This window comes from Leisingera sp. ANG-M1 (assembly GCF_000813745.1).
Taxonomy (GTDB): domain Bacteria; phylum Pseudomonadota; class Alphaproteobacteria; order Rhodobacterales; family Rhodobacteraceae; genus Leisingera.
The window spans coordinates 86,465-101,988 of sequence record NZ_JWLC01000019.1 but is presented as its reverse complement, the minus strand read 5'-3'; the positions used below and the strand labels follow the sequence as shown (position 1 = coordinate 101,988).

The 15,524-nt window shown below is 62.1% G+C and carries 14 protein-coding genes; 9 read left to right on the top strand and 5 right to left on the bottom strand.

All coding sequences use genetic code 11. The features are described 5' to 3' along the window. The first annotated feature begins 139 nt into the window (after positions 1-139). The 6 genes from RA19_RS16475 to RA19_RS16450 all read left to right on the top strand — a co-directional run bounded on the left by RA19_RS16475 (position 140) and on the right by RA19_RS16450 (position 7,246). Complete coding sequence (locus RA19_RS16475; RefSeq protein WP_039164561.1) at positions 140-1,582, top strand: glutamine synthetase family protein; 1,443 nt, start codon at positions 140-142, stop codon at positions 1,580-1,582. A 24-nt stretch (positions 1,583-1,606) separates the two neighbouring features. Beyond that, positions 1,607-2,452, top strand: a complete 846-nt coding sequence (locus RA19_RS16470; protein WP_039164560.1) for an ABC transporter permease — start codon at positions 1,607-1,609, stop codon at positions 2,450-2,452. A gap of 67 nt (positions 2,453-2,519) precedes the next feature. Further along, entirely contained in the window at positions 2,520-3,575 is a 1,056-nt protein-coding gene (locus tag RA19_RS16465) for an ABC transporter substrate-binding protein (RefSeq protein WP_052261841.1), read from the top strand. Positions 3,576-3,605: 30 nt separating this feature from the next. Then, a complete protein-coding gene (locus tag RA19_RS16460) occupies positions 3,606-4,403 on the top strand; it encodes an ABC transporter ATP-binding protein (protein ID WP_039164558.1) in 798 nt (265 codons plus the stop codon). A gap of 109 nt (positions 4,404-4,512) precedes the next feature. Beyond that, entirely contained in the window at positions 4,513-6,165 is a 1,653-nt protein-coding gene (locus RA19_RS16455) for a BCCT family transporter (RefSeq protein WP_039164557.1), read from the top strand. A gap of 67 nt (positions 6,166-6,232) precedes the next feature. Continuing rightward, on the top strand, positions 6,233-7,246 hold the full coding sequence (locus tag RA19_RS16450) for an alpha/beta fold hydrolase (RefSeq protein ID WP_039164556.1): 1,014 nt from the start codon (positions 6,233-6,235) through the stop codon (positions 7,244-7,246). A gap of 8 nt (positions 7,247-7,254) precedes the next feature. Here the strand turns inward: RA19_RS16450 and RA19_RS16445 are convergent, their stop codons facing one another. Next, the gene (locus tag RA19_RS16445; protein WP_039164555.1) at positions 7,255-8,124 is read right to left on the bottom strand and encodes a LysR family transcriptional regulator; all 870 of its coding nucleotides are present in this window, start codon (positions 8,122-8,124) and stop codon (positions 7,255-7,257) included. Positions 8,125-8,237: 113 nt separating this feature from the next. On the opposite strand from RA19_RS16445, the gene RA19_RS16440 reads away from it, so the two are divergent. Beyond that, positions 8,238-9,278: a sterol desaturase family protein gene (locus tag RA19_RS16440; protein ID WP_052261840.1), complete on the top strand. Its 1,041-nt coding sequence runs from the start codon at positions 8,238-8,240 to the stop codon at positions 9,276-9,278. Between the two features lie 283 nt (positions 9,279-9,561). Here RA19_RS16440 and RA19_RS16435 read toward each other — a convergent pair whose 3' ends face one another. From RA19_RS16435 to RA19_RS16420, 4 genes are all read right to left on the bottom strand, one after another. Next, positions 9,562-10,215: a GntR family transcriptional regulator gene (locus tag RA19_RS16435; protein WP_039164553.1), complete on the bottom strand. Its 654-nt coding sequence runs from the start codon at positions 10,213-10,215 to the stop codon at positions 9,562-9,564. Between the two features lie 83 nt (positions 10,216-10,298). Beyond that, positions 10,299-11,117 carry a pyrroline-5-carboxylate reductase gene (gene proC / locus RA19_RS16430; protein ID WP_039164551.1) on the bottom strand — a complete coding sequence of 273 codons (819 nt, stop codon included), beginning with the start codon at positions 11,115-11,117 and terminating at the stop codon, positions 10,299-10,301. A gap of 11 nt (positions 11,118-11,128) precedes the next feature. Beyond that, the gene (locus RA19_RS16425) at positions 11,129-12,493 is read right to left on the bottom strand and encodes an NAD(P)/FAD-dependent oxidoreductase (RefSeq protein WP_039164550.1); all 1,365 of its coding nucleotides are present in this window, start codon (positions 12,491-12,493) and stop codon (positions 11,129-11,131) included. A 12-nt stretch (positions 12,494-12,505) separates the two neighbouring features. Further along, a complete protein-coding gene (locus RA19_RS16420; protein ID WP_039164549.1) occupies positions 12,506-13,681 on the bottom strand; it encodes an NAD(P)/FAD-dependent oxidoreductase in 1,176 nt (391 codons plus the stop codon). A 130-nt stretch (positions 13,682-13,811) separates the two neighbouring features. Between RA19_RS16420 and RA19_RS16415 the strand changes: the two genes are divergently transcribed. Then, entirely contained in the window at positions 13,812-14,468 is a 657-nt protein-coding gene (locus RA19_RS16415) for a GntR family transcriptional regulator (RefSeq protein ID WP_039164548.1), read from the top strand. A 42-nt stretch (positions 14,469-14,510) separates the two neighbouring features. Then, a complete protein-coding gene (locus RA19_RS16410; protein WP_039164547.1) occupies positions 14,511-15,491 on the top strand; it encodes a TAXI family TRAP transporter solute-binding subunit in 981 nt (326 codons plus the stop codon). Positions 15,492-15,524 lie beyond the last annotated feature (33 nt).

The following is a 15,524-nucleotide window of genomic DNA, read 5'->3' as shown; positions in this document are numbered from 1 at the left end:
GGGCACCCTAGTCCGCGCCCCGGGTGACGGGTTGCCCGCCTTTTTCGCCAGGTAACTGCAAACAAGGAAAACGAAAACAGCGCTGACCGGTCCCCGGTCAGCGGCCAGCAGCATATTGCCATTCAAGGGAGGACGACTGATGCTGAAAGCAAATCCCGAAGAGAAGATCTATTACGAAAGCTTCCACGACGCCGTGGAGCGCAACCGCCCCCGCATCCCCGAGGTGCGCGAGCAGCTGGAAGCGGCCGGCGTCAAATACGTGATGGCCGCCTGGATCGACCTGCACGGCATCCCTAAGACCAAGCCGGTGCCGATGAGCGACTTCGAACCGCTCTGCCTCGGCAAGGGCCCGCAGTTCGCCGTGCACTCGATCTCCTTTGTGCCGGAACTCAGCCCCGCCGACAGCGACCAGGTGGTGGTACCGGATCTGGACGCCGTCTATGTCTGCCCCTGGGACAACTCGATGGCGATCATCTTCTCGGACCTTTACTGGGAAGACGCGCCGTATAACGTCTGCTCGCGCCAGGCCCTGAAGCGCGCCATGCATGAGGCCAAACTGGAAGGCTACAGCGGTTTTGCCGGCGTCGAGCCTGAATTCATCGTCATGAAATACGACGAAAACGGCCTGCCGGTGAAAGCCTTCGACGACGATCTGGGCAAGGCCATCTCCCCGCGCCGCCAGGCCTTTGGCTATGACGTGGAATACTCCATCGACTCGATGCCCTTCCTGAAGGACATGATCGACATCATCGAAGGCTTGGGCTGGAACCTGCACGACGTGGTTGCCGAGGGCGCCTATTCCCAGTTCGAGCTGGATTTCCACTATACCAACATGCTGGAAATGTCCGACCGGCTGGCCTTCCTGCGCATCACCCTCAAGGAAGTGGCCAAGAAACACGGCATGTTCGTGACCTTCATGCCGAAGCCGACGGTGGGCGACTGGCGCTCCGGTGCGCATATCAACATGTCGATGCAGCATGACAGCCGCCCGGGTGAGAACATCTTTGAAACCGCCGATGGCAGCGATTGGTCCGACGAAAGCCGCTGGGCCGTGGGCGGCCTGATGCAGCACGCCGAGGCGATCACCGCGATCACCTGCCCGACCGTGAACTCCTACAACGGCCTGGTGCCGCGGGTGGGCGGTTTCGAAGGCGGCACCGTCACCTGGGCGCCGACCAACATCACTTACGGCTTCAACAACCGTTCCGCCCAGTTCCGGCTGCCGCAAAGCCGCCACTGCATCGAAAACCGCGCCTGCGACATGACCATGAATGTCTACCTTGCGATGGCGATGCACCTGAGCTGCGCGCTGAAGGGCATCAAGAACAAGATCGACCCGGGCAAACCGACCGACTTCGATCTGTACTCGAAGACCGAAGCCGAACTGCAGGAACTGGGCATCCGCCGCCTGCCCCGCACGCTGTTCAACGCCATCGAGGCACTGCGCCATGACGAGATGGCCGAACACGTGATGGGCCCGGTGATGCGCAAGTCGTTCCTGGAATACAAGAACGATGAATGGGAGCGCTACCACCAGTCGGTCACCGACTGGGAAGTGCAGGAATACCTGCGCCTCTACTAATCCCTCCCAGCAAAGGACAGACCCATGACCCAGGCCCTTCGGACTTTACCAGCAACCCGGGCCAAGGACACGCGCCCGAAACTGCGGATCTTCGAGTTCAAATCGGACATCCCCGCTTCCTGGCGCCTCACCCTCGGGGTAGCGGTCTGGGTCCTGTTCTTTGCCATCTGGCAGATCGCCGCCTGGTCCGGCGTGATGCCCGCAATCCTGCTGCCAGGGCCCGGCAAGGTCCTGACAGCGCTCTACACGCTCTTCACCGAGCAAGGTTTTCTCGGTGATGTGCTGATCAGCGTCTGGCGGGTGATGTTCAGCTTTGCCCTGGCCTGCGCAGTTGCGGTGCCGCTCGGCATTCTGATGGGCGCGTTCAAATCGGTCGAAGCGTTTTTCTCCCCCTTCGTCTCGGCTTGGCGTTACCTGCCCGCCCCGTCCTTCATTCCCCTGTTGCTGATGTGGTTCGGGGCGGGCGACGCCCAAAAACTGGCACTGCTGTTTATCGGCGTGATCTGGTTCCTGATCACCCTGATTGCAGACCACACCAAAGCCGTTCCCAAGGATCTGATCAACACATCCGTGACCCTGGGCGGCTCCCGCTGGCAGGTGCTGCGCACCGTCGTTGTCCCCGCCGCCCTGCCCAACATCGTGATCGCCATGCGCCAGATGCTGGCGGTCAGCTGGACCTATCTGGTGATCGCAGAGATCACCGCCGCAGACGCCGGCATCGGCGCCATGATGATGCGCGCCAAACGCTTCTTGCATGTGGATCAGATCATGGCCGGCATCCTGGTGATCGGTCTTCTGGGGCTGATCTTCGACTACCTGCTGCGGGCGCTGCACCGCCGCGCGTTCCAGTATCTCGACGAATATTCCTGAGGAGCCGGAGCAGAACTTTAAAACACACCAAACAAAAAAATGACGTCGCAAGGGAGGTATCGTGACGATGACCAAGAAACTGCTGAAATCCGCCAGTGGCTGCATCGCAGCCTTAGCACTGGCAGGCGCCGCCGCCCCCGTATGGGCCGCAGAAAGCGTCAAGATCGCGGGCTTCACCTGGCCGGGCTACGGCTTCTGGCACATCGCGGCGGAAAAGGGCCTCGCCCCGGATCTGGACATCCAGTACCAGACCATCGAAGACCCCTATGAAAGCTTCAACCTGGTTGCTGCAGGCCAGCTTGACGTGGTCTCTTCCACTGCCGAATTCACCCCGGTCGGCGTCGAGCGCGGCCTGCCGGTCAAGCTGGTGGCCTTTGGCAACCTCTCGAACGGCACCGACAAGGTCGTCGCAGGCCCCGGTATCGAAAGCGCCGCCGACCTGGCCGGGAAAGAGGTCGCCGTGCTCGAAGGCGGGCTGGCACAGATCTATGTCGCCATGTGGCTGGAACAGAACGGCGCCGCCTATGACTCGGTCGTCTACCGCAACATCATCGCCGATGATGCCTTTGCCGCCATGATCGGCGGCGGCGTGGCGGCCTCTGAGTTCTGGGAACCCTACGGCACCAACACGCTGAAAGCCCTGGAAGGCTCCAGCATCCTGACCCAGTCCGACGAACCCTTCTGGCTGAAGAACGCAGTAGTCGCCGACGGCCACTATATGAGCAACGCGCTGATCAACGACCGCCGCGACGTGGCCCTGAAGACCATGCAAGCGATGTATGACGCCATTGCCTGGTGGAAGCAGAACCCAACAGAAGGCAACGAGATCATCGCCAAGGGCATGGGGATGAGCATCGCCGACGTTGAGCTGGTTCTGGGCAAGGACGGCACCTCTCTGGATGGCGGCCTCTATGTCTACGACTTCATCGAAGCGGCGCAGTTCTGCGGTGCCGCCCCAGGCAATCCCCCGTTTGAGCAGACCAACGGCCAGATGTCTGACCACTGGAACCTGGTCAGCGAATGGTGGGTCAAATTCGGCCTGATCCAGGAGGTCAAAGCGCCCGAAACCGGCGTCGAATGCACCCTGCACAAGGAGCTTTACGACAGCGGCTACCGCGGCTGATCCACAGAAACCAGCAAAGAGGGGCGCATCATGCAATCCAGCACCATTCTATCCGTCCAGAATGTCTGCAAGACATTCCCCACACGCGGCGGCGGGGTCGAAGCCTTGCGCGATGTGTCCTTCTCGGTGGCCCGCAACGAGCTGTGCGTGCTGCTGGGGCCCTCGGGCTGCGGCAAGTCCACGCTCTTGAATATCGTCGCGGGCCTCCATACCCCCACCAGCGGCACTCTCAGCCTGGAGGGCCGGCCGATCCACGGCCCGGCCCGCGAACGCGGCATGGTGTTTCAAAGCTACACATCGTTTCCTTGGCTGACGGTGCTGGAGAACGTCGAATACGGCATGAAGCTGAACGGTATCCCCAAGGCGGAACGCCGCGAGCGCGCGCTGCACTACATCGACCTGGTGCATCTGACAAAGTTCCGCGACGCCTACCCCAAGACCCTGTCGGGCGGCATGAAGCAGCGGGTCGCCATCGCCCGCACCCTGGCCAACGCACCGGAAATCCTGCTGATGGACGAGCCCTACGGCGCACTCGATGCGGAAACCCGCTGGCACATGCAGGAAATGCTGCTGGACATTATGCGCACCACCCAGACCACCATCCTGCTGGTCACCCACGACATTCAGGAGGCGATCTTCCTCGCCGACCGCATCGTCTTCCTGTCGGCCCACCCGGGACGCCTCAAGACCATCCTCGAACTGGACTTCAAGAAAGGCAAAGAGATCCGCAGCAAAGAGGATCTGGTCGAGCTCGAAGGCTACCCCGAATGCGAGCGCGAGATCATGCATCTGATGCGCAACGAAGCCAAACAGGAAGAAGACGCCTGACCGATACGTGAAATAGGGACTTCACGAACTCCGCTGGCCCGAACGGGCCGCAAATCCGCACTTGCGGCAAACGCAAGGCATCAAAAATACCGACAGGAAGGAAATACGAATGCCGATAAAGCCACCGATGACGGACCTGCACATAGAGACCCATGACCAGGGCTTCTACCGCGGGTTCAACAGGATGGTCGCCCTGGGCTCCAAAATCGCCATTGGCCTCCTGATCCTCTGGGCCGCGGTCTGGCCGGATCAGGCAGGCGCGGTGCTGAAAAGCATCCGTGGCGCCATCGATGCCAACACCGGCAGCTGGTACATGTATGTGATGGCGTTCTATATCGTGGTCTGTGTCGCTTTGGCGCTATGGCCCGCCACCGGGCGGCTGAAGCTGGGTGCGGCAGACGAAAAGCCCGAGTTTTCCAATTTTTCCTGGTTTTCCATGATGTTCGGTGCCGGGATCGGCATCGGCATGCTGACCTATGCCACGGCTGAGCCGCTTTACCATTTCGGCACCAACCCGGATGTGATCCAGGGTCTGGCCGAAGGCTCCACCGCCGAGAACGTCCGCCCTGCCTACCGCTGGTCCTTCATGCACTGGGGGTTCTCGGCCTGGGGCTGCTACGCGATTGTCGGTCTGGCACTCGGCTTTTTCAGCTATTCCCGCGGGCTGCCGCTGACTATCCGTTCCGGCTTGGCGCCGCTGTTCGGCAATGCGCTTTCGGGCCCCTTGGGCCATGTTATCGACATCGTCTCGGTGATTGCCACCATCCTCGGCGTCTCGGTGACGCTGGGCTATGGCGTGTCGCAATTTGCCTCCGGCATCTTCAACATCACCGGTGCCGAATGGATGATGGACGCCGAGGGGGCCCCCACCATCACCGCGATGATTATCGCCCTTGGCATTGTGATGCTGGCCTCCACCCTCTCGGCGTTGTCTGGCGTCGGCAAGGGGATCAAGTGGCTCTCCAACATCAATATGGGGCTGTCGTTCTTCCTGCTCGCCTTCTTCCTGATCTTCGGCTCGACGGTCTTTGCGCTCAAAAGCCTTTTCATCGGCCTCTGGGACTATGTGACCGCCTTCCCGGCCATGGCGGTCACCGTCTGGAAAGGCGACGGCGTGGCAGACAGCGTCGCCACCCAGCTGGCTGGCTGGCAGGGCGGCTGGACCATCTTCTACTGGGCCTGGTGGATCGCCTTTGCCCCCTTTGTCGGGTTGTTCCTGGCCCGCATTTCCCGCGGCCGCACCTTCCGCGAATACGTACTGGGTGCGATGATCGTGCCGTCGCTGATGTGTTTTGTCTGGTTCACCTTTGTCGGCGGCACCGCCATCGACCTGACCCTGAACGGCGATGCAGGTGATGCGATCACCGGCGCGGGCCTGTCCTCGCAGCTGTTTGCAATGATCAACCACATGCTGCCCTCCGGCTTGGCGCTGCTGATGACCGTTGTCATCGTTGTGCTGCTGCTCACCTATCTGGTGACCTCGGCGGACTCGGCAGTGCTGATCATCAACACCATCGCAGCCGGCGGCGATGCGCAGCAGAAGCCCAAGATCCACATCATCGTCTGGGGCGCCGCCCTGACGCTGGTGATCGGCACCCTGCTGGCGGCCGGAGGCCTGGGCGCGATCAACACCGCGATGATCATCGGCGCGCTGCCCTTCTCGGTGGTGATGGCGCTGATGGGTATCGCCCTGTTCAAAGCAGTGATCCGCGACGGCATGCGCGCCCGCCACGACGAAGAACGCGTGACCCCCGCAGAGTAAACTCTCGCCCCCGGCTTAAAGACAGGCCGGGGGCAATCTCAGTTATACAAACCAAAAGAGCCTCAAAATGCCGGATTACGAAATCTTAGACCTGGGAGACTTCCCGCTGCTGTCAGGAGACGTCCTGAAAGACGCCAAGCTCGCCTATCAGACCTATGGCACCCTCTCGCCCGCGCGCGACAATGTCATTGTACTGCCCACCTTCTACACCGGCACCAATTCCCGCAACGAGGGCTTCTTCGGCCCCGGCCGCGCCATAGACCCCGCAAAGCATTTCATCGTCAGCCCCAATCTGTTCGGCAACGGCCGCTCCTCCTCACCCTCCAACACCCCTGCCCCGCAGGACGGCCCCCGCTTCCCGCTGGTGGAGATGTGGGACAACATCGCCGCCCAGCACCGGCTGATCCACGATCACCTCGGCATCGAGCAAATCGCCCTGGTCGCAGGCTGGTCGATGGCGGGCTGCCAATCTTACCAATGGGCGGCGCAATACCCGGACATGGTTCAGGCGATCCTGCCGTTCTGCGCTTCGGCCAAAACCTCGCCGCATAACTTCGTTTTCCTCGAAGGCGTGAAATCCGCCCTCTGCGCCGACCAGAACTGGAACAGCGGCAACTACACCAGCCCGCCCGAAGCCGGGCTCAAAGCCTTTGGCCGGGTCTATGCCGGCTGGGCGTTTTCGCAAACCTTCTACCGCGAGCATCTCTACCGGCAGCTTGGGTTCGAGACCATCGAGGACCTGCTGCAGGATTGGGAGCAGGACCATGTGCAGGGCTGGGATGCAAACAACCTGCTGGCCAAACTTGCCACCTGGCAAGCGGGCGACATCTCCGCCGGGCCGCTCTACAACGGCGATTTCCAGGCCGCCCTCAAGGCCATCAAGGCCCGCGCCATCCTAATGCCCTGCACCCAGGATCTCTACTTCCCGCCGGAAGACAATGAGATAGAAGCCCGCCACATGCCCAACGCAATTTTCCGCCCCTATGACTCTCCCTGGGGCCATTGCGCCGCCAACCCGGGCAATGACCCAGGCTTCACCGCGCAGCTGGATGCCAGCATCCGCGAACTGCTGGAGGACTAGCCGCAGGCTCAGGCAAACACCTCTTCAAGCCAGGCCTCGAACAGCTGCTTCGCGGCCTCGCTGGACGCCCGGGCGGGCACGCTGACCAGATAGTGTGCCTGATCGACCGGCACCGGATCCCCGGCAATGGAAATGGCCTTGCCTGTTTCTATCGCCATGCGGGCAAACCGCTCCACGACCACGGCATAACCGCCGCCTGCTGCAACAATGTCGAGCGCTGCCACCGTTGTATCCACCGCAAACCTGGCTGCCTCCTGCAGCGGTGCGCAGCCGTGGGCGTTCAGATACCGCAGCAACATATCCTCAAACCCGAGGATTTGAACCACCGGGCCCTGCCGCAAGGCCTCTGGGCTGAGAATTCCGCTGCCCGCCGCACGCACCGGAACCAGCCTCTCTTGCGAAATCCTCCGCACCTCGCCGCCATCCCAGCCGCCTGAGCCAAAGCGCAGCTCCACATCGACATTCTCCGGCGCTTCGGTTCCCGCCCAGATGTTGGACACCATACGCACCGAAATGCCTGCATGCCGTTCAGCAAATTCCGGCAACCTGTGTGCCAGCCACAGACCTGCGGTCGACATCGGCACCCGGACGGTCAGAACCTGCTCTGTCTCGGCACCAAACAGGCTTGCGGTGGAAATCGCCATATCCCCCAACGCCTGCCGCAGCGAGTAGGCATAGGCCTTGCCCGTCTCGGTCAATGTCAGCCGCCGCGCCGCACGGGTGAACAGCTTGCAGCCCAGCTCCGCCTCCAGCGAGCGCACATGCAGGCTGACGGCAGTCTGGGTCATCCCGAGCTCCTGCGCCGCCTCGGTGAAACTCAGATGCTGCGCTGCGCTCTCAAACGAGCGCAACCAGACCAGATTGGGCAGTTTTCGCATTAAGCACCAAAATTTCTTTGTGATTCCGCCCTGTTTTACTCATTTTACTTTGCTCGCGCCACGCTCTTATCTCTTCGTCTAAAGGATCGCTGTATCAGGGAGGCCGCCGCGCCATGACCACAACCGACATAAACGCTTCCCCGCACACCGAACGCCAGGATCCCGGTCCGATGAGCCGCGAATGGCACTGGCACCCTGATCTGCCGGTGAAGCACGCGCCCTACTGGCACTGGCCGCCCAAGCCGGGCACGCTTGCGAAATGGCTGTGGCAGAACTGGCTGCAGGTCTCCGACCGCTCGATCTATGTGGCGCTGGCCTTTGCAGTGTCTTTCTGGCTGCAGCCCGTCACCACGGCGCAGGCCGGGTTCGCTTTTGATTGGATGGCCTGGGTGTTCCTGCGCAACTGGGTGCTGCTTTTGATCGTGGCCGGCGGGTTGCATCTGTGGTTCTACGGCATCGACGGCCAGGGCAAACTGTTGAAATACGACCCCCGCCCTTATGCTAAACGCAGGAACGCGCTTTATAAATTCGGCTACCAGACCTGGGACAACATGTATTATTCCATGGTCTTCGGCGCGACCTTCCTGTCAATTCTGGAATGCGTCCTGCGCTGGATCTATGCCAATGAATATATCGGCACGCTCAGTTTTGCAGCCCACCCGATCTGGTTCATCGCCCTGTTCCCGGTGCTGGCGATCTGGCAAAGCTTCCATTTCTACGTAGTGCATCTGTTCCTGCATCAGCCCTTCATCTACCGTCACGTCCACGCGGTGCATCACCGCAACGTCAACACCGGCCCTTGGTCCGGCATGTCGATGCACCCGGTCGAGGCCGCGGGCTACCTTAGCGCCATCCTGATCGTGCTGGTGCTGCCCAGCCACCCGGTGCACATGCTGTTCCTCGGCTACTGGCTGATGCTCGGTGCTGCCTCCTCGCATTCGGGCTACGAGGCGATCTGGGCCAAGGACCGTCAGGCGCTGCTGCTCGGCGCTTTCTTCCACCAGCTGCACCACCGCTACTACGAGTGCAACTACGGCAACGCTGAAATGCCCTGGGACAAGTGGTTCGGCACCTATCATGACGGCTCCGAAGCGGCGACCCGGCGCACCCGGGACCGCAAACGTCAAATGCATGCGGCGGGCAAGAGCTCCTGAAGCCGGGCTAATAGATTGCGGCCGTCCAGAGCAGGTCTGCAAGCTTGGACTTCACCGCGCCGGCTTTGGTGCTGGCCGTGATGCGAACAGCCGCTGTCCTGTGATGAAACGAATATGATTGCCGCCCCTTAGGCGGCAATCGGCTTAAACCGCTGACTGGCGTACCCGCCGCACAGCCCACGAACGGCTTGGTCCCGTTCTCTCAGCCAGCCCCATGGCGCTCTGCTCAACAGCATAGTGCCGGCCTACCAGAGACTGATGTGAACAGCAGAGCTGTCTTCAGCTAGGCCGCACCCCTTCTCATCTGGGCCGCCGTCTCCTTTTTGGTCGTTTGGATGTGCTGACGAAGGAGATCAACGGCCTCTTCGATACAACCAGTTTCACAGGCCCGCAGAATGGCCTTGTGCTCCTCCTGCGGCCGTTCCAGACCGCTGACCTGAGTGACAAGAAGGCGCAGCTGGGGGCCAATCCTCTGCTGCAGGTCCGTGATCATCTGCAGCAGGAGAGGGTTGGAGCAGGGCTCATACAAGGCTTGATGAAAGCGGATGTTCATTTCGCTCCAATGGGCTGGCTCTGTCTGGCTGGAGTATTCATCCAGTATCGCCCACGCTGCCGTAAAATCCGAAGCGATCATATTCGGAATCGACAGCTCCAGCGCTTTGCACTCCAGCGCGACGCGAATGTCCATGATGTGGAGAATCTCTTCAGCAGTGACTTCACGAACGATGGCGCCGCGGTTCTTGCGCATCAGGACGTAGCCGTCGACCTCGAGCTTCAGCAGGGCTTCGCGGACCGGGATCTTGCTGACGCCGTGTTGGCGGGCGATCTCGTCCTGGCGCAGAGGCTCGCCCGGGGCCAGTTCACCCTCAATGATTTGCTCCTTCAGGGCCTCATAAATTGGTTCCGCCGTTGGCCGGATCGTCCGGTTGTCCCCCATGTCCAGCCCTGCCCTCTTGCTGCCTGCCGCCTGTGACGGTCAGTCAACAGCAAATAGGCGGGGGTGGCAATGTCATGACATCCTTAGGACAATTCACGAGACCGCGCTCCGGCGGCAGAGATGGCAGCAGACACGGCATCCGCCAGGCCGCTATCCCCAAGGGCCTGCAGCCCGGCAGCGGTGGTTCCGTTGGGGCTGGTGACGGTTTCGCGCAGCCGGGCCGGTTCCGGTGTCTCCTGCAGCAAGCGGCCCGCGCCGGCGACGGTGGCGATGGCCAGCGCGCGGGCAGTGTCAGGGGCCAGCCCCTGCGCTTGAGCTGCAGCAATCATCGCCTCGCACATGGCAAAGACATAGGCTGGGCCGCTGCCGAAAAGGGCGGTCACCGTGTGCAGATCCTCCTCCCGGGCCAGCCAGGAGAAACTTCCCACGGCCCTGAACAGCCGCTCCACAAGAGCGCGGTGAGGCACGGTGCAATCAGGGCTGGCAGCAGCGGCGGTAGCGGAGCAGCCCAGCGTCGCGCCGATATTGGGCATGGCACGCACCGCCGGGGATGGCGCGGCAAAGACACTCTGCAGGGTGCTGAGCGGCACCCCGGCAGCGACCGAGACCACCAGCGTATCTGGCCCTGCACAGCCGGACAGAGACTGCAGAGCGGCATGGGTCAGCTGCGGCTTGCAGGCCGCCACGATGGCATCGGCAATGAGGTTCTCCGGCAGATCAGCGGCGGTGGCCGCATGGCAGAACTGCGGCTGACCGGGCGCGGCAGCGGCAATATCGTCAAGCGTCTCGGAGGCGTGCGGGTCGACGGCATAGATCCGCAGCCCCTCCCCCAGCGCGGCCATCCAGCCGCGCAGCAGGGCGCCGCCCATCCGGCCCGCGCCGGCGAGAATGATTGTGGTCATATCCCTAGCCCTCAGAGCACGCCTTTGTTGGCGTCATGCAGATCGGCCATCAGTATCGCATCATCGTAACGGGCAAGCGAGAAGTTGCGGGCATAATCCGGCAGCTCTCCCTCGGCAATCCAGGCGGCGCACAGCTCGCCGCTGGCGCAGGCCGCCATGGTGCCATAGCCCGACAGTGCCGCATTCATGTAGGCGCCCTCCGGTCCCATCGGCCCGATCAGCGGCCAGTTCTCCTCGGTCATCGCGTACCAGCCGCCGTAATGATGCATGCCGCGCGGCAGCTGGCCGTAATAGGCCTTGAGTGCCGGGTTCAGCCGCGCCGCGCCGCGCAGCACGATATCGGGGAAGTTATCATCCAGCGGCGGCTCCCAGGCGGGCTCGGCCGGGGCTTCATTGTAGGCCCAGCCAAGCTTGATCCAGCTGCCCCTGTCGCCGCCGTCGGGGCGGCAATGGATGGCGCCGGGCATGCCGCCCGCCAGCCAGGCAAACTCCGGATCCTCAGCCAGCATGGCGCGCTCTTCCTCGGACCAGTCGATCCGCTGGCCATCCAGGTCTATGGAAAATGGCTGCGACCGCGGAATGGCGCCAAGCTTGTCCTCAAAGGCGATCTTCTGCTGGAAAGTGCAGTGGATCGGCAGTTCCACCCCCAGCATCCGGGCGATGCGGCCTGCAAAAGGCCCGGCGGCATTGACGATCCGGTCCGCCTCAAGGGTGCGGGTACCCTCTCCACCGTAGAGTTCGATCCGGTAACCTTCGCCCTGCGAAATCGCCTGCACCTCGCCGATGACCCGCCTGGCCCCCGCCTCGCGCAGGAAGTCGAGCATATGCATGCCGAGCTGCTGGCCGCTGATATCGCCGCCGCGGCGGATGTGGATGATGGTCTGAACCTCCGGATCATAGCCGGGGAAATGGCTGCGGATCAGATCCTGGTTCTGCAGGATGTCGACGCCGTCCGGCACCCCCTCCCAATCGGGCTTGTCAAAACCGTGGTAGCTGCCGGAAGCGGCGCCCTGATGATAACGCAGCAGGCGCTCCGCATCGGCGCCGAGCCCGTCGTGCAGTTGCCCCACCAGATCGGAGATTTCGGTCCTGCGGGTCGCCAGCGCATAGCCGCGGCGGTTCATGCTGATGCGGTTGCCGCTTTCGAGCGCTACCTCTTCCAGCAGGTCGATGCTGCGGTTGGTGAAGCCGACCATGGCCGGATGCGGCCACCAGTTGCGGTAGTTCTCGCCGGACTGGGCTGAGGTGAAAGCCATCGGCTGGCCGCAGTCGATCAGGGTGATATTGCGGCAGCCATGGTTGCGCGCCAGGTAATAAGCGGTGGAGATCCCGATGATCCCGGTGCCGATCACGGCGATGCGGCTGTTCGAAGACATGTACAGCGGTCCTTACTTGATGCCGATTTCGGCAAGGGGGGCGTTCTGTTCAACCCGCGAGTACTCCAGGCGGGTCAGGTCCAGGCTCTGGTAGCGGCCGGTCAGGGCCAGCTCGGACAGCGCCCGGCCGACGGCGGGGGCATGCATGATGCCATGGCCGGAAAAGCCGCAGGCGGTGATGATGTTGTCGTGGCCTGGAGAGTATTTGCCGATGATCATATTGCCGTCGAGCGTGTTCTGAGCGTAGTGGCCGAACCAGCTGCGCTGTAGCTTGAGGTCCTCGAACTTGGGCACCAGGGCGGCCATCATCGGCCAGATGGTTTCCTCGAAATAATTAGCAAAGAAGCCAGAGTAGATGTCATCAACAAAGCCGGGCGCAATGTCGAAACTGGGCCGGCCGCCGGCGAAACCGTCACCTTCGGGCCGGAAGAACATACCGCTTTCGTCCTTGACCAGCGGCAACGGCTCGATCTCATGCGCGCATTTCCAGAAGTGCTGGACCCGGCACATCGGGACAACAGGCAAATGCGCACCGGTCATCCCGGCGATCTGCGCCGCCCAAGGACCGGCGGTGTTGATGACAAAATCCGCCTCGATCACCTGGCCGCTGTCCAGCGTCAGGGAGCGGACTTTGGTTGCGTCTGATTCGATGCCGCTCACGCGGGCGCGGATGTATTCGGCGCCGAAGTGCTCGGCCGCGCGGCGAAAGCCCCAGAGGCCCGCATTGGGATCAATCCAGCCGTCATCGGGCGTGTGACAGCCCAGAACGATGTCGTCGCGGTTGATTGAAGGGAAGCGGCGTCGGACCTCGTCATAGGAAATCAGCTGCGCGTCCACCCCGTGCTTTTCCTGCAGCGCCTGATTGCGGCGCAGGGTGGCCTCGCCCTCCTTGGTGACGACAAACAGATAGCCCTCCTCGCGGAAATTCAGATCAGGCAGATCCGGCACGCCGGCCATGTAGGTCTCCCAATTCTTGTAGAATTCCAGGCTGTTGCGCGATTGGTCGATGTTTTCGGCAACGCTGAACTGCTGCCGCACACCGCCTGCGCCCTGCGGTGTTGTGGCATGCTGATAGCCGGGATCGGGCTCGATCACCACGACGTTGCCCGCCTGTCCTGATTTGCTGAGGAAGTACGCCGCTGCGGAACCCATGATCCCGCCGCCGATGATTGCAATGTCCCGCTTCATGACCCGTTTCTTTCCCGTGTGAGCTTGCCTGCGCTTCCGGCTGAGCCAGAGGAAGACGCATTAGTGTTGTATTACAAGTTGACAAAAACGTATACGATTTGCAAGGTTCAAATCCAAATTAGGAAATCCAGTGACCGATCCCACGAAACACAAGGGCGCCAGCGCCGCCGATCCGATCTACCGGACCCTGAAGGACAGTATCCTGTCGGGTGCGCTGGCCGCCGAGGAGCCGCTGCGCCAGAACGAGATCGCCCGCACCCATGGGGTCAGCAAGATCCCGGTGCGCGAGGCCCTGCGGCGTCTGGAGGTCGAAGGGCTGGTCACCTTCCGCAAAAACCGTGGCGCCACGGTCCGGCGCATGTCCGAGGCCGAGATCCTGCAGCTTTTGGACATCCGGGTGGCACTGGAATGCCGGGCGCTGGAACTGGCGGTCGAAAACATGATCGATGCCGATTTCCGCGAGATGGCGGCGCTGCTGGACGGCTACACCTGCGATGCCAGCATCGTCGCGTGGAGCGAGATGAACCGCCGCTTTCACCACATGCTTTATGAGCCCTGCGGCAACCCGGTGCTGCTGTCGATGATCACCGATCTGCAGCAAAAGCTGGGCCCCTATTTGCGTTTGCTGGTCACCGAAGCCAGCGGCGCAGAGCGGCCCAACCGGGAACATGCGGCGATCCTGCAGGCCTGCCAGCGCAGCGACACGCCCAAGGCTGCGGAACTTCTGCGCCAGCATATCGAAACCACCAAGAAAGAGGTCGCTGCCTTCCTGCGCAGAAGCGGCTGACACTTTTACCCCCGAACATTCAAACACCACAGGGAGAAGACCATGAGCAAACTATTGAAACTGGCCTTTGCCGCGGGCACTGCCGCGGTCATGGCATCTGGCACCGCTGCGGCGGAGCGCAAATTCGTCAATATCGGCACCGCCGGCATCGGCGGCGGCTACTATCCGACCGGCGGTTTCATCTGCAACGTGCTGAACAAAAGCCGCAAAACCCAGGGCCACAACGTGCGCTGCACCGTCGAATCCACCGGCGGCTCGGTGGCCAACCTGCGCTCAATCCAGGCCGGCGAAATGGACGTAGCCATCGCCCAGGCGGACTGGCTCTACCACTCCTACAACGGTTCCTCCAAGTTTGAGGAAAACGGCGCCAACCAGGACCTGCGCTTCCTGTTCTCGCTGCACCTGGACACCGCGCATCTGGTGGCCAAGGGCGAACTGGGCGTCTCTGACTTCGCCGGCCTGAAAGGCAAAATTGTGAATGTCGGCAACGCTGGTTCCGGCCAGGAAGCCACCATGGGGTTTGCCCTGTCGCGTTATGGCACCGATGCCGAAGCCTATTTCGGCCAGGCCACCCGCCTGACTTCGCGCGAGCAGGCGCAGGCGCTCTGCGACGGCAAGATCGACGCCTTCTTCTATACCACCGGCGTAACTGCATCCTCGATCACCGAGGCCACCAATACCTGCGACAGCACCGTGCTGAACTGGAACGATGCCACCATCGACGCGATGATCGCGGAGTTCCCTTATTACGGCAAATCCATCATCCCGGCCGGCACCTACCGCGGCCAGGACGAAGAGCGGGTGACCTGGGGACTGCCGGCCACCTTGGTGGCCTCTGCTGATGCCGATGAAGAAGTGATCTACAACCTGGTGAAATCGGTCTTCGACAACTTCGAAGACTTCAAGGCGCAGTCGACCCTTTATGTCGCCGTGACCCGCGAGGGTGCCGTTGCCAATGGCCGCTCTGTCCCCTTCCATCCGGGCGCCGAGCGCTATTTCCGCGAAGTCGGCCTGATCAAGTAAGTCTCGAATAACAAATACAAGACTGCTTGGAGC